This window comes from Pedobacter sp. B4419 (assembly GCF_059693725.1).
In genome coordinates, this window is the sequence record NZ_JCASSL010000001.1 from 2,534,731 (window position 1) to 2,554,942 (window position 20,212).

Annotated in this window: 12 protein-coding genes and 1 tRNA gene; 3 read left to right on the top strand and 10 right to left on the bottom strand. The window is 41.9% G+C overall.

Features of this window, described 5'->3' with window-relative positions; all coding sequences use genetic code 11:
• Positions 1 to 655: 655 nt before the first annotated feature.
• The gene (gene mgtE, locus AC570H_RS10555) at positions 656 to 2,032 is read right to left on the bottom strand and encodes a magnesium transporter (RefSeq protein WP_497354474.1); all 1,377 of its coding nucleotides are present in this window, start codon (positions 2,030 to 2,032) and stop codon (positions 656 to 658) included.
• 519 nt (positions 2,033 to 2,551) lie between these two features.
• Between mgtE and AC570H_RS10560 the strand changes: the two genes are divergently transcribed.
• Complete coding sequence (locus tag AC570H_RS10560; protein WP_497354476.1) at positions 2,552 to 3,562, top strand: PorP/SprF family type IX secretion system membrane protein; 1,011 nt, start codon at positions 2,552 to 2,554, stop codon at positions 3,560 to 3,562.
• On the opposite strand, the gene AC570H_RS10565 is transcribed toward AC570H_RS10560, so the two are convergent.
• The gene (locus AC570H_RS10565; protein WP_497354478.1) at positions 3,559 to 7,083 is read right to left on the bottom strand and encodes a T9SS type B sorting domain-containing protein; all 3,525 of its coding nucleotides are present in this window, start codon (positions 7,081 to 7,083) and stop codon (positions 3,559 to 3,561) included. The two genes, AC570H_RS10560 and AC570H_RS10565, sit on opposite strands and share 4 nt — an antisense overlap.
• A 137-nt stretch (positions 7,084 to 7,220) precedes the next feature.
• Between AC570H_RS10565 and AC570H_RS10570 the strand changes: the two genes are divergently transcribed.
• A tRNA-Arg gene (locus AC570H_RS10570) sits at positions 7,221 to 7,295 on the top strand.
• 31 nt (positions 7,296 to 7,326) lie between these two features.
• Here the strand turns inward: AC570H_RS10570 and AC570H_RS10575 are convergent.
• The 8 genes from AC570H_RS10575 to AC570H_RS10610 form a co-directional block, all read right to left on the bottom strand.
• Positions 7,327 to 8,019 (bottom strand): GIY-YIG nuclease family protein, encoded by a 693-nt coding sequence (locus AC570H_RS10575; protein ID WP_497354480.1) that lies wholly within the window; start codon positions 8,017 to 8,019, stop codon positions 7,327 to 7,329.
• 11 nt (positions 8,020 to 8,030) lie between these two features.
• On the bottom strand, positions 8,031 to 9,341 hold the full coding sequence (locus AC570H_RS10580; RefSeq protein WP_497354482.1) for a hypothetical protein: 1,311 nt from the start codon (positions 9,339 to 9,341) through the stop codon (positions 8,031 to 8,033).
• A gap of 546 nt (positions 9,342 to 9,887) precedes the next feature.
• Complete coding sequence (locus AC570H_RS10585) at positions 9,888 to 11,162, bottom strand: DUF4302 domain-containing protein (protein WP_497354484.1); 1,275 nt, start codon at positions 11,160 to 11,162, stop codon at positions 9,888 to 9,890.
• 57 nt (positions 11,163 to 11,219) lie between these two features.
• Positions 11,220 to 12,080, bottom strand: a complete 861-nt coding sequence (locus AC570H_RS10590) for a zinc-binding metallopeptidase (RefSeq protein ID WP_497354486.1) — start codon at positions 12,078 to 12,080, stop codon at positions 11,220 to 11,222.
• A 24-nt stretch (positions 12,081 to 12,104) separates the two neighbouring features.
• The gene (locus AC570H_RS10595) at positions 12,105 to 13,559 is read right to left on the bottom strand and encodes a RagB/SusD family nutrient uptake outer membrane protein (RefSeq protein WP_497354488.1); all 1,455 of its coding nucleotides are present in this window, start codon (positions 13,557 to 13,559) and stop codon (positions 12,105 to 12,107) included.
• Between the two features lie 11 nt (positions 13,560 to 13,570).
• Complete coding sequence (locus AC570H_RS10600) at positions 13,571 to 17,176, bottom strand: SusC/RagA family TonB-linked outer membrane protein (RefSeq protein WP_497354490.1); 3,606 nt, start codon at positions 17,174 to 17,176, stop codon at positions 13,571 to 13,573.
• A gap of 311 nt (positions 17,177 to 17,487) precedes the next feature.
• Positions 17,488 to 18,690 (bottom strand): FecR family protein, encoded by a 1,203-nt coding sequence (locus tag AC570H_RS10605; protein WP_497354492.1) that lies wholly within the window; start codon positions 18,688 to 18,690, stop codon positions 17,488 to 17,490.
• A 112-nt stretch (positions 18,691 to 18,802) separates the two neighbouring features.
• A complete protein-coding gene (locus AC570H_RS10610; RefSeq protein WP_497354494.1) occupies positions 18,803 to 19,396 on the bottom strand; it encodes an RNA polymerase sigma factor in 594 nt (197 codons plus the stop codon).
• Between the two features lie 350 nt (positions 19,397 to 19,746).
• Here AC570H_RS10610 and AC570H_RS10615 point away from each other — a divergent pair, with 350 nt between their 5' ends.
• Positions 19,747 to 20,094, top strand: coding sequence for a nuclear transport factor 2 family protein (locus AC570H_RS10615; protein ID WP_497354496.1), 348 nt, complete (start codon positions 19,747 to 19,749; stop codon positions 20,092 to 20,094).
• The last annotated feature ends 118 nt before the right edge of the window (positions 20,095 to 20,212 follow it).

Genomic DNA, 20,212 nt, shown 5'->3' on the forward strand with positions numbered 1-20,212 from the left:
AAGACTTGCTTCCTCCCCTGCCCCCTCCAAAGGGGGACAAATTTATCGCAAGCCGTTATGTCCAGAACCGCTCCTTTGTCATTCCGACGAAGGAGGAATCTGTATCGATAAATTCCTGTCGAAACACCTCAAAAGTCCCTGCATCTGTCTTCGACAAGCTCAGACTGACATTTGTTCTTGAGTTTATTTACAGTTTAAAGCAAAGCGCGCGAGGTTGGTGCAAAGAACTGAAACTTGCTTCCTCCCCCTGCCCCCTCCAAAGGGGGACAAATTTATCGCAAACCGTTATGTCCGGCACCGCTTTTTTGTCATTCCGACGCAGGAGGAATCTGTATCGATAAATTCCTGTCGAAACACCTCAAAAGTTTCTGCATCTGTCTTCGACAAGCTCAGACTGACATTTGTTCTTGATTTTATTTACAGTTTAACCGCAAGGCTCGCGAGGTTGGTGCAAAGAACTGAAACTTGCTTCCTCCCCCTCCCCCTGCCCCCTCCAAAGGGGGACAAATTTACTGTAAAGAGAATAGCACTATGAATCCTGGACTAAAGACTATGGACTATCAACCATCAACTATGGACTATGAACCATGGACTAAAGACTACTGACTATCGACTATGGACTATCAACCATCAACTATCAACTATCAACCATCAACTAAAGCAACGTCCCTCTTAAAATCAACACCGCAATACTGAAATAAATCACGATTCCCGTTACGTCTACCATGGTAGCCACAAAAGGCGCCGAAGAAGTAGCCGGATCGAGTTTTAGCTTTTTCATGATGATCGGCATCATCGAGCCAATTAAACTGCCCCAAAGTACAATTCCGATCAAGGTAAAGAAGATGGTTACCGATAACAGGAACCAATGCGTGCCATAATCATAAATATGCAGATTCTGCCATAAAACAATCCTGATCAGACCTATGGTACCCAAAATAAAGCCCAACAGCAAGCCCGAAACAATTTCACGGCGCATCACCCGCCACCATTCGGCCAAGGTAACCTCGCCCAATGCCATTGCCTGGATAATCAACGTTGAGGCCTGCGAACCGCTATTGCCTCCACTGCTCATGATCAAGGGGATAAACAAAGACAGCACCACTGCTTTCGACAATTCGATTTCAAAATGCTGCATGGCCGTAGCGGTAAGCATTTCGCCCAAAAAGAGTACGATCAGCCAGCTTGCCCTTTTCTTTACCAATCTTAAAATGGGCATATCCAGGTAAGGTTCGTCCAAAGCCTCGGTACCCCCTATTTTCTGCATGTCTTCGGTATATTCTTCATGCGCAATCCACAAAATGTCATCCACCGTTACAATGCCCAATAGAATGCGCTGGTCATCCACTACGGGCAGGGCCACGCGGTTGTTCATCCTAAATACGTTGATGGCTTCCTCTTGCGGCGCATTTACCTTTAACGAAATCAAACGGTTATCGGTTAAATCGCCAATACGCATTTCCGGGTCGGCCAATAAGATCTCCCTGATCCTGATGTCATCCAGCAACACCCCATCTTTATCGATGACATACACCACATCAATCGTTTCAGAATTTTTGCCATAGCGGCGAATATGCGAAAGCACCCGATTAACAGTCCAGTCAGTTTTTACCGCAATAAAATCTGGTGTCATCAATCGGCCTACGCTGTCTTCTTCGTAGCCCAGCAAGTGCAGGGCTTCGATCCTGTCGTTATCCGGCAATAAGATCAGTAATTTTTTAACGGCATCGCCTTTGAGCTCGCCCAATAAGGCGGTCCTGTCATCTGGAGGTAATTGCCTGATGATTTCGGTTAATTTATTGCTCTGCAGTTTTTTAATGATCCTTTCCTGCGTAGGAAAATCGAGGATACGGAATACATTGACTGCCCTTTTGGTAGAAAGTGTTTCTATAAACTTAACGGCATATTGTGGAAGTTCGTCGATGAGCTGTTCTACATCAGATATATTCAGCTCGTTTAAAAACGCCTTTAACTGCTTATCGCTCTCATTTTCTATCAATTGCAACACTTCTTCTACTAGCAGTTCTTCCATATCCGTCAAATTTAAATTTACATAAGCAGTCTATTCCGTCTTTTTTTGCAAAAATGGCTTTTTCTTTTTAGAATGGCAATTATAATCCACTCAAAATACCCGATTGCACATTAAATAATAGTTAAGGCTGTTACTGTTAAATCAAGCCTCTTTTTAACAACGCAAACATTAAATAAGTTTCTGAGTATTTGGCCATTTAGCCACCTGGTTTTTGCAAGGGCGATCCAGAGAATTTTAGGGGATTTCATGATTGATTCGTCGAGGTTTCGTCGGACTTTGTTCGGACTTTGTTCGGAAAAACAGCTATAACTCCGAACGAACTCCGTATTAAAACCAAGCATGAGCTGTTAAAACATAAAGCAACATCTCAGAATCTGGTTGGGGCAAGAACAAAGAAGTTGCTTCGGGGGCTTTGCGGGCAGGTCTAATCCCGTTTCCGTAAAATATTATTAAACAAAATTTAAATAGTTTCTAAATACATCTTGCTATATTTAACCCCATAAGACACCTTCTTTATTAATGAAATTTCTCTTAACGCTCTTTTTGGCCCTAGCGGGTTGTACATTGGCCTATGCGCAAGAAACGCCTCGCAGCACCCAATACATTTTCAATAATTTCCTGCTCAATCCAGCCGTTTCGGGCATTGACAACTACACCGATCTCAAAATAGGCTACCGCAAACAATGGTCGGGCATTGAAGGTGCACCGAGTACCCAATACCTTTCTTTAAACTTGCCCTTGGGCGAAGCATTTGTAAGAAGCTCCATCAATTCCTTCTCCTCAAGAGGCTACAACCCCTTAAGCAGGAGTTTTGTAAATACCTATACCGCAGCAGAACCTCACCATGGCATCGGTCTGATTGCCATGACCGACAAAGCCGGATTGGTGAGGCAAAGCGGCGTGAGCTTAACCTATGCCTATCATTTGGGTTTGAGCAGCCAGCTCAACTTATCGGTTGGCGCTTCGGGTGGTTTTAATTCGCTAAGCGTTAACATTGAAAGAATTGTGGCCGAACACAGTGAAGACCCTTTGTTTAGCGCCGATTACAACAACAGGCTTCGTCCAGATTTGGGCTTGGGTTTATGGTTGTACAGTCCGCGGTTTTTTATAGGCGCCTCTGCCAAACAGCTGTTGGGCACAAGAACCGTTATCGACAATAACGAAGCCAAGTCTTTGGCTTACCAGTCAACCGCGATTTACGGCACTGCAGGTTTTAAGATCTTTTTGGATGAAGATATCGCCATGATTCCTTCTACCCTGGTAAGTTATTGGAAAAATGCACCTCTGGCCATCGATGCCAATTTAAAACTGGCCTACCAGGATAAGTTTTGGTTGGGTGGCAGCTACAGAAACAACGATTCTTTTTCTATGCTGGCCGGACTTAACGTCGCCTCCTTTGTGAACCTGAGCTACTCTTACGACATGAGTACTTCGGCCCTGCGCAACGTAAACAATGGCACGCACGAAATCGTACTTGGCTTTTTGCTGAACAACCGCTACGACGTAAAGTGCGCTACCCGCCAGTTTTAACGCAACAAAGTAACGCTTCCGGCTAAAGGCTTACATTCGGCACGCAGGTCGATGACGAAATAATAAACGCCAGCTGGCAATTCCTCGCCCCTGAAACGGCCATCGAAAGGTTTAGTATAGTTTCCTATCGATTCGTAAACCAATTGTCCGCTTCGGTTGTAAACCTTAATGTTGTTTCCTTTAAAATCGGGCAGGCCTTTTACCATCCAGGTATCATTCAGTCCATCGCCATTTGGCGTAATCACGTTGCCCACCTCCAAGTTATCATGCGTAACCTCAATATGCACCTTGGTGAAAGTACTTACGCAGGTTCCCAATTTTCTTCTCACGTAATAATCGGCTGTTTTGCTTACTTTAAAGTTGAATGTTCCGGTAGTGGTTTCTAAAATCGGACGTTCGTCGCCCAAATTGGCAAAAAGCTGATAAGTACCTTCTTCGGCTCCAATTACAGGTAGGGCGATATCAGAAACGTAGCATACGCGGATATCGTTCAGCACCGGAGGGAGAATTTTAAAAGGTTCGTCTTCTACTATGTATTCTTCGCTAATGGCATAGCCACAAGTGGTTTTGTCTTTCACTTCCAAACGGTATTTGCCACCGCCTACATTAATCAGGTCTCTGGTGTATTGAACGGCCTCTCCTGCTTCGTTAATCCATTTGTATTCGTAATCCGGTACACCACCAATTACTTCAATGCCCTTAACCGAACCGCGTTTCAATCCGCAGCCATCTTTGGCAACCATTGCACTGTTTGGCTTAATATTGAGCTTAGGAATAGCTACAATGGCAAACGGTCCTAAAATGGTTTCGCAGTTGTTGATATCGTAGGCAAACAACCTGTAGTTTCCTGCTGGGAGGTTTTTGATTTCCCGTACTGTACCTGGAATAATCGTTCCCGATTCATCTCGCCATTCAAATCTGCTTGGAGTAGCCGTAGAAGTATAATTGATGTTGATGCTGCCATTAATCAGTTCGCAAGTGGCATTATTTACCACTTGGTTATAGGTATAAACTGTTGGTGCCAATGCCGGCACTATAAATGTACGAGTTGCCGCACAGGTTGAAAGCGTATTGCTGGCCTTTAAGGTATAAGATCCCGGTGCCAAATCGGTGATGCGCAAGGACATGCCCACAGAATAGCTTCCCTTTCTGATCGATGCTCCCGTAGGGCCAACCCATTCATAAGTATCGGCATCCTGAATGCTTACATTATCCAATACGCCATTGTCTAAACCGCACCTGCCTGGGGTAATCGAGGCATTGCTAATGATCACGCTATTGTAGATGGAAATGGTATAAGCTTGCGAAACCGGCGAACACTGGCCACCATCATACACAAAAAGTGTATAATTGCCTCCTTCTACATTCTCCAAATCGAGGGCTGTTCCTACTTCAACTGTTCCCAATACGCCTGTAATCGGATCGCGCTTGAACCATTTAAAAGTAGCTGTTCCAGTTACATCATCTATTTTGATGCCTTTGATGGCCCCATTGATTTTTCCGCAGGCCGCTGCAGTGATGTTAATGCTGCTGTTGTTGATTTTAGGTTGTGGCTTTCTGCTGATCTGAACAGGATCTGAATCCAATGTACAGCCGGCTTCGTCCTTTACTCTTACAAAATAGGTTCCTTCGGGGAAGGTGGCCGGATTGGTAGTGCCAATAATTACCGTTGGATTAGCCGAATTGTACCATTCGTAACGCAAAGTTCCTTTTCCCCTCAGCACTTGCGCCTGAAAAGAAAAACTGGTTTGTCCACAGGCGGGAACCGGCGGCACGATAACCGGTTTGGTCAGTTTCTGGTCTTTAATGTCGAAACGCGTGGCAAAAGCCTTACAGCCATCGTCAATGGTAACTTCGTAAATACCAATATCCAAATTGCTGATGCTCTGCGTGGTTCCTTTAGGTACACGGCTGCCGTCGGTTTCTATTTTAACCCAGTTAAAGGTGAAGCCTTCGCGCGGTTCTGGAATGGTGATTGATCCATTTGAATTACAGGTTACCGGCTCCACCAAAGCCTCGTTAGGCAATAGTTCGGCAGTAGAAAAAGGCGATGTGGTGGCATTGAGCAAACTTGCCGTGGCCGTTACCTTTCCAGTTAATGCGCCATTATACTCCCAACGGCCATCGCTACCTGCCTGTACTGTGGCAATATAGGTTTTGCCCTCGCAAATTCCCTGACAGTTCTCTGTATAAAAAAGCTCTACTTCCGAGTTTGGCGTCGCCCTGCCCGATACATAGGCTGCTTGTTTTTTAAGGATCTGGATATAGGGCTGCAAAATGGTCAGGGTTTTGCCAATGCCAAAAGTGCGGTTGCAAAACATGCTGTTGCGGGTAATCTTCACTGGCCTTGACGATACCGTTTCTATTCCAAAGTTATTATTGGCAATGAGGTTTCGCTCGGTTGTAGCCGTAGCTCCACCAATGGTCCCCGTACTGTTGGTTTCGATCTTGATCCCTATGCCATTGCCCATGTTTACCGTTCCATTTACATCAGTCCCTATGGCGTTGCCCGTGAGGATAAAATCGGCATTGGCCAAAGAAATACCTACGGTGCGGTTCCCACCCACCACGTTGTTGCGTACGTAAAGTGCCGTGTTTACGGCGTCGACCTTTAATCCGGCAATCTCCAAAGAAGAGGAAGAAAGGAAAATCGGCAAATCATGAAAATCTTTTTGTCCGGTATAATCGACCCCTATTTTATTGTTGATCACGTTGATATCAAAGCGGGTGCTCGTGGTAAAAGAGCGTTTGATGTCGACGTTAATTCTGTTCGCCGCAATGACGTTGCCCTCGCCTGCATTATCGCCTCCCAAATCCAAGGAACAATCGTATAATCCGGCCGAAACCCCGATCACGTTGGTATGTGGACTGATCCCATCGTAAACCAAGCCGATCAGGTTGGATTGGATCTTGATTTTAGTCAGCGGATTGGTGGTAAAACTAGAAGAGTTCTGAATGATAATGCCATTGATGTTGCCGCCGATTACGTTTCCTTTTCCGGGTGCGCCAATGGTGATATTGCTCGATCGGTAATCAACCACAATACCCGATCCCTGGCTCATGTTTACGGTTTGCAGATTAGTGATGCTGGCAAAATTCCGGATGTACAAACCATATACTTCTACACCTGTAGTCTGGATGCCCGTACTGGAAAACTGGCCGATGACCAAGCCTGAAAAAGTGGTATTTGGATTTTCTGGCTCCAGGATTACCTTCGCACCCGATACGCCCAGGACTGGCCAAGCGGCTTGTGAACTGCCATCGATAATTACATTGGAAGTAACTACCGGCAGTGCCGAACGCAATCTGATGGTGCGATTGGCATTATCGCTCGGGTTGCCCGGCAACTGAAAATTGATAGTAAAAGTGCTTGTTCTGGTAGTTGAGCTCGCATCGATCAGACCCTGTCTGAGGGTTCCGGGACCGCTATCGGCATTGCTGGTTACGGTATAAACTTGGGCCGAAAGCTTGCTAAAGCAAAAAAAAAGTAGCGTGAGAGCCAGAAATCTAGAAAAGCGCATAAATTAATTTGAACAGCCAAAATACAATTAAATGCAAGTATTGCCTAATGCTGGCTACAAAAATTAAACACTTTTAAGCAGGGATTTTAAAAAGCAATGAGCAAATTAAGAACTTGATTAGCTATATTTGCCGTTCTGTTCTCGTAGTTCAATGGATAGAATGTCAGATTCCGGTTCTGATGATGGGGGTTCGAATCCCTTCGGGAACACCAAATCCTGACTATAATGGTCAGGATTTTTTTATTAATGACCGATATACTCACCATTTTTGATAAAGCTGTCTGAAAATTCATTCTGGATCTGCACCCTAAAATGATGCCTGGTCTTAAATTTTTTTGTTTTTTTGCTATTAAAAATAGGCCTGAATTTATTGATCAGTATGCTCTCAACATCATCAAGTAATTGATGAGAGAAATCTTTATCTCCGACAAACTCAAGGGGCAAATAGGCATGCTCCCGGTTATATAGCATAATTTGGCAGAGATAGACATTCTTTTCAAATGCATTATATTTCGGATCAAGCAGTTTAATTGCTGTTGAATGCCCTCCGTTAAATCGGGAATGATTTGATGCCGACTTACCAACATAAACAACCTCTTCGCTTTTCACATCACTAATAGTTATTATGTAAATTGGATGTGATACATCCGGCGGCTCACCCAATTCTTCCAAGATATTCCATCTGTCTTCTGTATCGAGTGATATACCGTCAATATATTGCGGAACAAGCTTTATTGCCTTTTCAACATAAGTTCTGTTTAGATCCCATGCCTCGGCTAAACCCAGTATTTTATTTTCATTGATTTTATGAAACGGTTGCTGATAATTTATGGCTAACCATACAAATTCTAAATCCGGTTCGGCTTGATTTAGGTCAGTCAGACTTGGCAAAATATATTTTCCATTGAGCCATGGCCTTAAAAATGAATATTTCATCTTTTATTTTTTTATAACTGTGTAAAGGTAACTCTAATACTCAACAGACCCGATTTGAAGCCAACAATGTCCTGCTTTATCAATTTAACAACCTTAACGACATCTAAGCCAATTGCCTTTAACAGGTGATACCTTATAATTGTCTGCAATAAAGAGTTTATACTTCTTATGTGTTTTGGGTTAACACTCAGATCACATGTCAAACGCTTGCTTAAATGCTGGTAGTGATCTCTTTGGATTGCTATTTTATCATACAGCTTATAGAGATATTGTATATCAAAAAACTCTGAGAATAGTGTTTCTAAGGTTATATCAGTTGCATTTCTAAGTTTTTTATTCATGTCTCCCTTTACGTCTGGGATCTTAACAGTATGGCCCATGACTTCCAATCCCTGAATAATTGCACAAAGATTTTTAAAACGGTCATCCAGTATATCTTCCTTTGAGTTTATTTCGTTAAAAAACAGCCTGCAGATTAGTTTTTGACGTTGATCAAAAGCAGTCCAATTGTTATAATATTCTCTGATATCGTGCTGAATATCCTCCAATTTATAGATAAGGTGCCCAGAGGGAACTGGTTCGGCATTTCTTTTTGCAGAGATGATTTCCTTATTGAAAAAGTAGAACTGGAATTTATTTCTTCCCTCTTGCATTTCCCCCACAGGCGTATCAAACAATATAATATCGCTGGCCACTTGCCTGATATTAAACAATAATTGTATAAACCAGCCTAATTCAAATACAATGCTCCCTATTTCCTTATATGTTACCTTGGTTTTTAACTTTTTAGCAAAATAAGGTTCGAGCAATACGGAGAAAATTTTGGGATCTGATCTTTTATGCATCCAACTAACGTGGTTCTCCAGATTTGTATCTTCTGAGAATGCCACATCTTCGAATTCCTGAACCAGCTTAAAACTATTTCCTTGTAAATCAATTTTTTCTACATGAGCAAAATTCCCAATTTTTGATAATTCGTTAAATACAATGTTTGTCTGAGCAAAATATTTGTTGTTGATATCATTTATTTCATCGGTTACCAATAATGTGTTGGCCACAAATTGAATTTTAGAATAAGTGTTCCATGTTGTCTGTTCCGATATCAGAAACACATCCAGGGCTTTGAAGTTTTTTATCCCGCTTTCAGTCGAAACATAACCGGAAAAGCTCTTTAAGCTATTTGCTTTCATAGGGTTGTTTTCCAGGATAATCGAAAACACAATACTATTGGTGCTGGAAAAGGAAAGCGAACATGGATATTGCGAAGTTTCGGTCTGAATACTTCCCGCATAGGTATTATTGAAATCAAAAATATTCTTCATTAAGGCTAAATATACTGATTTGACATCTCTTTTAACCTGAGACAAAATTCTCCCCTCATCCTTTTACTTACAATTTCTGACCAATTTATTAAGTAAAAAATCAATTTTTAATAATTCATTTAATAAAATGTCAGATTCCGGTTCTGATGATGGGAGTTCGAATCCCTTCGGGAACACTAAATATTTGAAGCCACCTTTAATGAAGATTAGGGGTGGTTTTTTGTTTTTACAAGCAAGTATTTCAGTCCAAACGCAATATATCTTAATATTTACAATGATTTTAATTTTCAGTTATTTCAGGCGCGTTAGTTTGCGTTCCAACAATTTGATCAGAAAAATTTTCCATTGTTATTAAAGTTATCATAGGTGAGTTACGCTATTTGTTAATTTTTCTGGTTAACAAGGAACCGATTAGCCTAAATTAAGAAATGCGGCAAGACATCCATCTTACCGCAAATCATTAACTAGAAACTGTATGAGGATTAATTTGTAGATGTAGGATCCTAAGTATTGGCATTAGTCTCGTATAAACTAATGCCAATTTTTTTATTCAAAACTGATCCAGCTTCGGGCATCTTTAACGGCTACTATATCAAAGCCACTTCCAACACGGATTACATAAAACCCTCTCCCATCTGTAAATGCCTGGGTAGTATTATCGATTGTAGTTTTAGCAGGTGCACTGGTTGTGCTTCCAACCGTAGAAGTTACCGTATTGATCAGGTATCCATCAGGTGATATTACAGAGCTAAGCTTGTAGTAATAAGAATAGTTACGACCAACATAGCATACAAAAGTTCCGATATTTGTTCCAGATACATAATAATCCAAGTCAGTAAAGCCGGTAATGCCTTTGATGTTATACGCGTCAACTTTTCCATCTATGGTAAAACCGGTAGTAGATTCCCACCAAGACTGATTGGAAGGTCCAAAAATGCCATTCACAATATGTGGAAGTAAAAAATTAGGCGCATCGCCTTTATTATACTGCAATGGGGCATTTGCTTCTTTAATCTGTATTTCGCTGCCGTTTAATCGCCCTTTGATTAAGTTCGATCCTGCATCGAAAACAATACTGCTGATGCTTGATACTTTAGTCTTTCCAATTTCAAGAGGATCGAAAAAGCCAATGCTGGTACCGCTCACATAATAAATACTGCTTGTCGTTTTTAAAACACCTCCATCCAGATAGCTCGCAGTGAACAACCTTGAGTTGGCATTGAGGTTAACTTCACATTCGGTTCCTCCAATGTTAACGCGTTTAAAGTAGGTTCTCAATAAACCAAAAGTATTCTCTAAAGCATCTTTTTCTTTAAAAATATCGGCAATCGTTACATTAGCCGTAGCTCTGATGAGGGTTAATTTGCTTTTATTGGTAAGTCCCACCATATGGATGGTATCTGCACTTGAGGCTACCACGCCAAACTCAAAGTCTGAAGAATAGCCTGCTCCAGCATCTCCATTAAAAACATTTGGATCGGGATCGGACAACAGATGCAACAAGGAATAGGTATCAAAAATTAAGGTAGGCTGCTGCAAGGCCTTTAAGCGATAAGAGCTTTCTGGACTGCCAGTTTTATAATTGGCTGTCATTACTACCCTATTCTTGTCATCGAACTTAAAGGTAAAAATCAGCGGTATTTTTGATGCCGTCTGCAAATAGCCCTTCCAACCAAATTGGCTTGATACCAATTGCGCTTGATAGTCGGACATCTTTTCATTTAGACGCGTATCAACCGTATCCTTAGGCGCGTCCTCAAATTTCTTGCAGGCTGACAAAGTCAAAATCAACCCAATCATATAGCATATATATTTTTTCATTTTAATAATTTTATTGTCAATGAGATGAATTACCATCAACTTGATTTATACTTTGTTTTATTTTGAGATCTCTATCATTCCTTCCTGAACTGCTGTTTGCAAGGCATCGAAATCTATACCGAACGAACCTTTTATATAGGCTCGAACAATCGCTTCTTTTTTGCGCAGCTTAGCTACTGCATCTGCCGATTTGATGCCTGTAAGAATAGCCTCATACTTCGTTTTGCCTAAGGTTAGCATCATGGATAGCATTTCTACAAAATCTTCGTCTTTACTGGCACGCGAGTAGGCTGTAATAAATCCCATTTCCCTTACCTCGGCATCGCTAAAGTTAAACCAGGTTGCCTCATAGCCATCTGGGGTTATGCGTTGATAATCGAGCGTAACCGGAATGTTCTGGTTCATAATGTGTCCAAACTCGTGGTGCATGGTATGCAACATCTCCTGTACAACGGCTACATTCTTTTTATCGAACTTGTTAACCTCCAGAATAGATATCTTCCGACCGCCTTCTGCCGCGCCGATGATCCGGGTTCCATTAGAAAGCCATTGTCCGGTACCTACAAGTACCACTTCCTTTTGGCTATATTTCTTCATGAAATTGATGCCTGCCACTTTATCGTATGGATTTATCCACCCTAGTTTGGCCGCAGTTAGCACCGGAATTACATTAGCTTCCAATATAGGCACCAGATTATAACCCATGGCCACCTCGGTTCCGTCCCATTTGTACTTTACCTCTATATTGTAAGGCTTGGTCAGGTTTTCGGCTATCCATACATCAAAATCGTTTTTTGTCCATTTATCTCCGCCCAGGCCCGTTAAGTCAACTGGGCCAATTGGGTCGTCTTTTTTACAGCCATAAAATGTTGAAAGACCAACAACTGCCATAAATACTATTAAAAATCTTGTTTTCATGATCATAAAATTTAATGATTAAAATTATCTTGGATTGGCGGTTAGGCCATAGGCAATTACCTCTTTTGGCAGCTGTAAAGACCTTCTAGGATCATCTGGCCCCAAGGTTATATTGATCTTGCCATTTCTGGAAGCATGTTTAACCGGTATCTTCAAACGCAAGATATCCAGCCACCTCAGCCCCTCAAATACAAACTCTTTCTTTTTATAGTCGAGCACACAAGAAATAAGCGCGTCTTTAAGTGGCAAAGTAGCGAAGGCAGCCTGTGCTTTGGCATCTGTAAACTTATGGGTAGTTGCACTGTACGAGCGAATCCGTTTTGACAGGTAGATATCCATATCCTGCCCTACCGCAGCATTATTGCCCAAATTTGCATTGGCCTCGGCACGGTTAAACAGCACTTCTTCGGCATTAAAGAGGTTAACCATATTGTAAGCCTCATAGGTATTTGCATTTAAACCTGTTTTAACTTCTTGCGTGCGGTATTTTGGCATATTGTAAACATCTGGCGTGCCACCGAATACCTTGCTTGTAAAAACCAAAGTTCCTCCAATTGGACTTCTGCCCATAAAAGTGAGCATGGTATTGTCAAATCCATAACAGTAACCTGGAAAAGTAGCTCCCCAATTGCTCCTGGCTTCTGCCAGCAACAGGTTTGAAGGCTCTGTAGAGCTGTTGTATTGCGACTGAAATTCGTAATAAGCTAAAACGCTATAGCTAGAGTTCCATGGCCTCATATTGTTTGAAATAGAAGTTCCCGGGAATGCTGCATTTGCATACTCAATTACTTTTGGATAGTTCTTTTTGAAAAGATAAAACCTCGAGGCAAATGCATTGGCGGCAGTGGTGCTGAAATGCCAAACGTCTCTGCCTTTGTAAGATTCGTTGCGAAGCAATGGAAGCCCCTCTAACAGGTCTTTCTCAATCTGATCGTAAACAGATGCTACTGTGCCTCTGGTATAAGTACCTTCTACAATAGTTTCGGGTTTGGTTACATAAGGTATCCCCAGGTCGGTAGCTGCAGTGCTAGCATCGTAGGGTTTGGCAAATAAGGTAACCAGCATAAAATGTGCGTAAGCTCTTGCCAATAAAGCCTCACCTTTGATTGCCGAAAATTTGGGGCCATCTCCCGCCTCTTTTATAGCCGCTAAACCATGGTTAGCCGCAGAAATTGCTGCATAACAGCTCTGCCAATAATTATTGGGAGTATCGTCATCTGTTTTATCCTGATCGATGTATTGCCATGGAAAGGCATTCACTTCCACCTGATCGAGCAAACCCTTGTCGTAAGCATTGTCAGACATGGCCTCAGCGAAAGTGATATAACTTCCCTTTGGATAGGCTGTAGCCACTAATTCACCAATTTTAACAGGATCGCCATTCAATTCCGTTCTGTCGTCTGGCTGGTGGTCCAGAAACTTTTTACAGGCACTAAAGCTCAGCGCCGTAAGCAATAATAGAAATAAGTATTTTTTCATATCGAATATTTTTAAAAACCAACTTTAAGAGATAAGGTATATTGCCTTGGGATAGGAAGGGCAACCCCGCCTGATTCAAAAAACTCGGGATCTTGGCCGTTCAGTTTTTTATCGGCGTAAATCAGCCAAAAATTATTGGCTACTACCGTAAGAGATGCGTTTTTGGCACCAATAGTTCCAATCCATTTTACCGGCAGGTTATAGCCAACTGTTACTGTCTTCAACTTCAGAAAGTCGCCTTTGGCCACCCTGGCACTTGAATAGTTATAGTTGTTATAAGGATAGGTACCCGATATATCGTTGGCATTGTAACGGCTTGGAATAGAAGGAATGTTGGTAGTGAGCTCATCGCCCGGCAATGTCCATCTTCTTTTAAACTCTAGAGGCAAGGCATCCAGATCTGAATAAGAAGTGGCAAAGATCGGTCTCAATCTCACTACATTACCCGTTGCGAAAGTAAACAAGGCACTAAAGGTAAAGTTCTTGTAACGGAGCTGATTAGAAAAACCTCCGGTTAATTTCGGATCGGTTGGACCTTCATATTTCATGTATTGGGTTTGTTGAGACTGAAGATCTACATTTCCGCTCCGCACGCCCTTCTCATTGATAAACTCGGGATTACCCGTATCATGGTTAAGGCCTTGAAAATCGATAGAATACAATCCCCTGTATGGGAAGCCTTGCATTGGTCCACCGTCATTTGCAGCCAGTTCAAATATGGTTCTTTGTCCGCCTAACAAACGGGTAACCTTGTTTTTATTGTAGCCAAAATTCAGGTTGGTTCTCCAGCCCCAATCTTTCGTGTTGACTACTGCGCCGCTCAAGGTAGCTTCGATACCTTTTGTTTCCATATCGGCATAGTTCACATTTTTAATGTACTGGCCGCCGATACTGGTTGTGCGGTAGGGACTGATGAGGTCAAACCCTTTCCTTTTGTAAACATCGACCACAAGGTTTAGTTTATCGCCAAAAAAGCCTAAATCTAAACCAATGTTGGTTTCATATTGCTTTTCCCAAGTGAGGTCGTCATTTCCCAAACTTTCGATACGGAGGATAGATTCCAAATCGCGCAGGGTTGGGCGGTATGGGCTGCCATTGCTGAAAATTACGCTAGAATTGGTTGCCGCACCAATACTTGCCACTAAACCATAGGTAGCACGCAGGGTTGCCCTGTTCAGTGTCTTTTTGATGTCTTCGGTCATGAAACTTTCGGTATCGATGTTCCAGGCACCAGAAACATTCCAGGTTGGCAGCCAGCGGGCCGTTGTCGACTTGCCCAATTTGTTGGAGCCATCGTAGCGAGCTGTAGCGTTAAAGCTGTATTTACCCTTGTAAGAATAGGCTCCCCTAGCTAAAAAGGCTATAAAGCGATCGTATTTATTTCCCATGGCATAGTAGGCCTGATTACCTTCAACAGCCTGTTTAATGGCATTTGGATCGATAAAAGGCACTCCACCCTTGTCAAACTGATAACCATAGCCTGTAGACGACCTGTACTGACGATTGGCAATACGAATATCCTGGGCCACATAAAAGTTCATCAGGTGATCCTGGTTGATGGTTTTATTAAATTCTAAGGAGTTTCGAACCGTATAGGCCTTCAAGAAATCATCAGATGGGTTGTAAAAACCACCGTAAGGGAGAATAGAAATTGGTTGCAGATCCGGATTATCAGGATTACGGTACAAGAAACGGTTTTTGTCCATAATCTCCGTTGTGCCCATAGCCCTGTAGGCATTGGCCATATTCGAATTCTCTCTTACCTTTCCTTCGGAAGTAGATTTTACATACCTCAAAGAACCCAAGCTTTCAAATTTCAACTCTTTAGTAATGTCATACTTCACACCACCCTGCAGTTTAAAATCTACCACACTCAAATCTAAAGTGTTGTTTTCCAGCTCAGTGAGGATATTGAATGGTGCCAGATTTCTGGTAAAGAACTCCCTGTTGCCCTGCTCATCAAAAGCAGTAAGCGTACGACTGGTATTTAAGGCATAGCTGAAAGGATTAATGTCAAAATCTCTCGAGTATTTGCCCTCTACTGGGTTACTTGCGCGGGTTACCGTATTTGGCGCAGCTTGATTTCTGATAGAGCCTGTAGTAATAAAGTTTACTGTTAGCTTCTTGGTCAGGTTAAAGTTCGCATTCAGGTTAGCTGTGTACCTTTCTACTTCATTGCCCATGGCCCAGCCATTATCGTTCAAATAACTGGTAGAAAAATAGACCTGCGATTTTTCTGTTCCGGTTGAAATACTGATTGCATGCTCTTGCAATAATGAATTCTTAAACAAAACGTCGAACCAATTGGTGTTGGCCCTGGCGTAGCGGCTTAAGAAATTTTCTCTGGCTTCTTGTGTATTATCCAAGCCAAAAGTGCCGGTTGCCGGATCAAACGTATCCGTTAACTGGTACATTTTGGTAAAAACCCCACCATTGATCTGGTTGGCGGCATCGGCATGGTTCAGCCAACCTTTTCTTGCCAGTTCTGCATTTACCGACATCTGATCAGCAGAATTCATGATATTGAACTGGTTATAGTTTGGCTTGAGATAGGTAGAAAAATTTCCCGTATAGGTTACTATCGGATTACCTATCCGCCCTTTCTTTGTGGTAATTACAATTACCCCGTTCATGGCTCTTGCACCATATTGTGCAGTTGCAGAAGCATCTTTCAGGATGTTAAAGGTTTCGATATCATCAGCGTTCAATCCTGCAACAGACGAACCGATCAAGGTACTGGCATCACCTGAGGAGAGTTGTTCGTTAGAAATATTAACGATATCTTCTAATATTACTCCGTCAATTACCCAAAGCGGCTTATTTTCGCCGGTAATAGAAGTAGCACCACGAATACGCATTTTTGGCGCTGCCCCAAATGTACCGGAAACGTTCTGCACCGATACACCGGCTACGCGTCCTTCGAGCATGCGGCTTACATCGGTTATCCCTTCTTGTTTTACATCTGAGCCCTTAATTGCAGTTGCCGCACCGGTAAACAGTTTCGGATTTAAATTCTGGAAGCCTGTAGAAACGATATCAACCTGTTTAAGTGCGTTAACATTCTCTTTCATCTCTACATTGATGGTGGTACGCCCATTAATTGGCATCTCTACAGAATTATAGCCCAGATAGGTAAAAACCAAGGTTGCTTTGTCGTCTACCTTAATTACATATTCTCCATTGGCGCCTGTTGTAACAAGGCTGGTTCCGCCCTTTTCGCGTACGCTTACGCCGGGTATGCCCTTTCCATCTGCATCTGTTACCTTACCCTTGATTTCTATTACGGTAAAGTAATCGACTATTCTTTCGATCAGGCTCTTCTGCCTGGGCTTAATCAGGATGGTTCTGTCTTCAATAGTGTAGGTTAAATCTCTATCCAATAAGATTTTGCCCATTACCTCTTCAATAGTCGCATTTTCGAAATTAGCGTCTAATGTTGAAGCAACGCTTATCTTATCGGTAGAAAGCAACAGATCGTAGCCCGTTTGTTTTCTGATTTCCTTTACCATTTTCCGGAGCGTTACGTTCTTCTCCTTTAAGGTAATCCGTTGGCCAAAAGAAGCGGCGCTCACTTGCATGAGCGAGGCAAGCAGTATCACCGTAATTAGCTTCATCATCAATAACGTTTTTGGTATGTAGCCGGGAAGCGTACATAAAATTTTAGTATAAATTTTATACATTTGATAGTCTGTTTTTTTACGAAACACTGATTTGTTTAAGCGCGAAAAAGCGTTTCGTGGTTAATCCAAGAAATAATTGATTTTTTGATCGATAGCTGGCTTTGCCAGCGGGTTAAACAGGTAATTGAAAAGGGGTGTTCCAAGGCACTCCTTTTTTTTGTTAACCCAGTCAGTTTAAGTGGCTTGTTGTTTCTGTTGCATGTTTTCTAGTTTAGGTGTTTGATTAATAGTTTATTAAGAAAGGCTGGTTAGTCCTTTTGGTTATTCTTAGTTTCTTTGTGTACAATGATCTTGTTTTTTGTAAGCTCAAAACTTACTTCTCCGGTCTGTTCTAGCTTGCGCAAAAGCTGTCCTACTTTTTCAAAGCGCCCTACCGTACCGTAATAGGTTACCTCTTTAGCTGCAGGATCGGCATACTCAATTTCTACATTGTACCACCTGGAAATTTTCCGCATAATGCTTTCCTGTTTTTCATTGTTAAACATAAAGTATCCGTTTTTCCAGGCTACACTTTCCTCCACATCTGTGTTATTTACACTAATGCCCTTGTTAGAAACCACCGCTTGTTCTCCAGGTTTCAAGATTTCTGAAGCATTGCTGCCACTAGGAGAAACCCTGATGCTTCCTTCCAACAAAGTGGTTTTGGTTACCAATTCTTCTTCGTAGCTACAGATATTGAAATGGGTACCTAACACTTCGACTTCCTGGGTTTTCGTTTTTACAATAAAAGGGTGGGCTTGATCTTTGGCAACTTCAAAATAGGCTTCTCCCATAATTTCTACCCTTCTTTCTTTTCCAATGAAAGTTGTAGGGAAAGTAATACTGGAAAGTGCATTCAGCCAAATATGGGTACCATCTGAAAGCACTGCCTGCCATTGGCCACCAGCAGGAACTTCTATGGTATTGTACTTAGGCTCATCGATTTTTGATGGAACACTTTCGGCCACCTGATAAATCAATTGGCCTTGTGCTGTTTTGGTAATCCGGATGCCGGCTTGGGTAGCCAATTGGCCATTAAGGGCATCGGTGAGGCTAATTTTTTGGCCATTTTCTAGCGTTAAAATTGCTTTATTTCCACCTGGGATAATGTTATGGGCTTGTGCTTCCGCATCAAATTTAGGTGCTTTATTGCTCAAGAAATAGAACAGGCTTCCACCCACTACCATCAACAAAACCGCAGCTATTGCCCATTTTTTTAAGTTGGCATAAGCGCTGATTTTTTTTACGGGAACCGCTTCATGGTAAATACGGTTGTTGATCCGCTGTAGCATTTTCTCCTTTGCCTGCAACTTTTCAGCATTCGACATCCCATCTGCATACTTTTCTTCAGATGTAGATTCTTCATACCACCGATCTATTTCACGACTTTCGGCCTCACTTGCCTTGCCGTTTTTTAACCGAGCTATGATTTCTAACAGATGTTTTTTGTATTCCTCTTCATTGCTGTCCATATACTCCTATTCGTAAAAGCAGGCAGAAGGTTCTACTCAAATGCTATCTTTTTTAAATAAAAAAATATAAACAACTGACTATCAATAAAATAATTTTAATAAATAAAAGATTTTATCTTGCAAAAAGTAAAAGCAGTACCAATAAAAGATCAAATTGGTTACCCTTAAATTCTTCTTTTAAAAATTGGGTGGCTTTATGCAAGTGTTTTTTTGTGGTACTTTTTGTAATTCCCATACGTACCGAAATTTCTTGGAGAGATAGTTGTTCGAAACGGCTCAGCATAAAAACTTCGCGGCATTTTTCTGGCAGTTTTTCTGTTGCCTTTCTTACACGCTGCCGCAGTTCTTTTATGTCCAGCTGATCATCAATAGCCAATTGTGGCAGGCTCCCCTCCTGTATCAGTTTATCAATATGGTTGTAATGGAGTTGCTGGGCCCGGTAGGCATCAATCACCTTAAATTTTAAAGCAGTTTTTAAATAGGCTTCTATAGTAGATTTTGGGTTGAGTTCTTTTCTACGCATATAAAGGCTTACAAACACCTCTTGTACCACTTCCTCTGCATCTTCACGAGAATGCAAACGCTGGTAAGCAGCGTCGGCCAATTTTTCCCAATAGCGATTGTAGATTTCTGTAAAGGCCGCATGATCACCTGATCGTAAAAACTCGATCAATTGTTCCTCATTATATGTATGATATACCGACATCCGATCTTCTCCCGGAGGCTAATATAACAAAAATGTTATACAACTGGCCGATTGTGCTCATTCTTAGCTGAATTGCCTTTGAAAAAATAAATGATGCTGAACAATATGAATCAATAGCGAACGAATTGCATGAGCAGCAAAAGTTAAATCCGCAAATAATGACATTAAAAGCTAATGATATTAAGCTAAGTAATAACTACCATTAGTAATCGCAGGTATTAAACTGAGCTAATTATTTGCAGGCTTTTTTTATTTGATGGATATAACCAGCAAAACTTATAATAACGCCAGCTGTTTAACTAAAGCATAGCCACTCATTAGCTATTCAAACACATCAAATAAATATCCCTATGACACAGAAAAACAAAGCAACACTAGAAAAGGCAAATGCGGCAATCACTGCTGGCGACTATGAAGGCTTTTTAGCTTGTTGCACTGAAGATACCGAATGGGTATTTATAGGCGACAGGGCCTTAAAGGGCAAGGAAGCCGTACGACAGTATATGGCCATCACCTATAAGGAACCACCGAAATTCGCAGTGGAAGACCTCATTGCCGAAGGTGAGTTCGTGACCGCAATTGGCAAAATAAGCTTAAAGGAGGAAGACGGCAAAACGGTCGATTATCACTATTGCGACGTGTGGAAATTTCGCGATGGCCAAATGGCTGCATTAAGGGCTTTCGTGATCAAAGCCTAGTCATCGAGCCCATTTCCTGAGGTGCTAGCAACACCAGCCACCTGATTCTCCAAATTGGAGTAGGCTGAGCATCGAGCCCTAAAGCGTCAAAACAAAAAAGCCTAATTCCTGCTGATTA

Bases quoted from the DNA above. Each gene is read 5' to 3' on its own strand.
- AC570H_RS10585 (WP_497354484.1), bottom strand. From the start codon at position 11,162: ATGAAAAAATATATATGCTATATGATTGGGTTGATTTTGACTTTGTCA.
- AC570H_RS10580 (WP_497354482.1), bottom strand. From the start codon at position 9,341: ATGAAGAATATTTTTGATTTCAATAATACCTATGCGGGAAGTATTCAG.
- AC570H_RS10615 (WP_497354496.1), top strand. From the start codon at position 19,747: ATGACACAGAAAAACAAAGCAACACTAGAAAAGGCAAATGCGGCAATC.
- AC570H_RS10575 (WP_497354480.1), bottom strand. From the start codon at position 8,019: ATGAAATATTCATTTTTAAGGCCATGGCTCAATGGAAAATATATTTTG.
- AC570H_RS10600 (WP_497354490.1), bottom strand. From the start codon at position 17,176: ATGATGAAGCTAATTACGGTGATACTGCTTGCCTCGCTCATGCAAGTG.
- AC570H_RS10595 (WP_497354488.1), bottom strand. From the start codon at position 13,559: ATGAAAAAATACTTATTTCTATTATTGCTTACGGCGCTGAGCTTTAGT.
- mgtE (WP_497354474.1), bottom strand. From the start codon at position 2,032: ATGGAAGAACTGCTAGTAGAAGAAGTGTTGCAATTGATAGAAAATGAG.
- AC570H_RS10560 (WP_497354476.1), top strand. From the start codon at position 2,552: ATGAAATTTCTCTTAACGCTCTTTTTGGCCCTAGCGGGTTGTACATTG.
- AC570H_RS10565 (WP_497354478.1), bottom strand. From the start codon at position 7,083: ATGCGCTTTTCTAGATTTCTGGCTCTCACGCTACTTTTTTTTTGCTTT.
- AC570H_RS10610 (WP_497354494.1), bottom strand. From the start codon at position 19,396: ATGTCGGTATATCATACATATAATGAGGAACAATTGATCGAGTTTTTA.
- AC570H_RS10605 (WP_497354492.1), bottom strand. From the start codon at position 18,690: ATGGACAGCAATGAAGAGGAATACAAAAAACATCTGTTAGAAATCATA.
- AC570H_RS10590 (WP_497354486.1), bottom strand. From the start codon at position 12,080: ATGAAAACAAGATTTTTAATAGTATTTATGGCAGTTGTTGGTCTTTCA.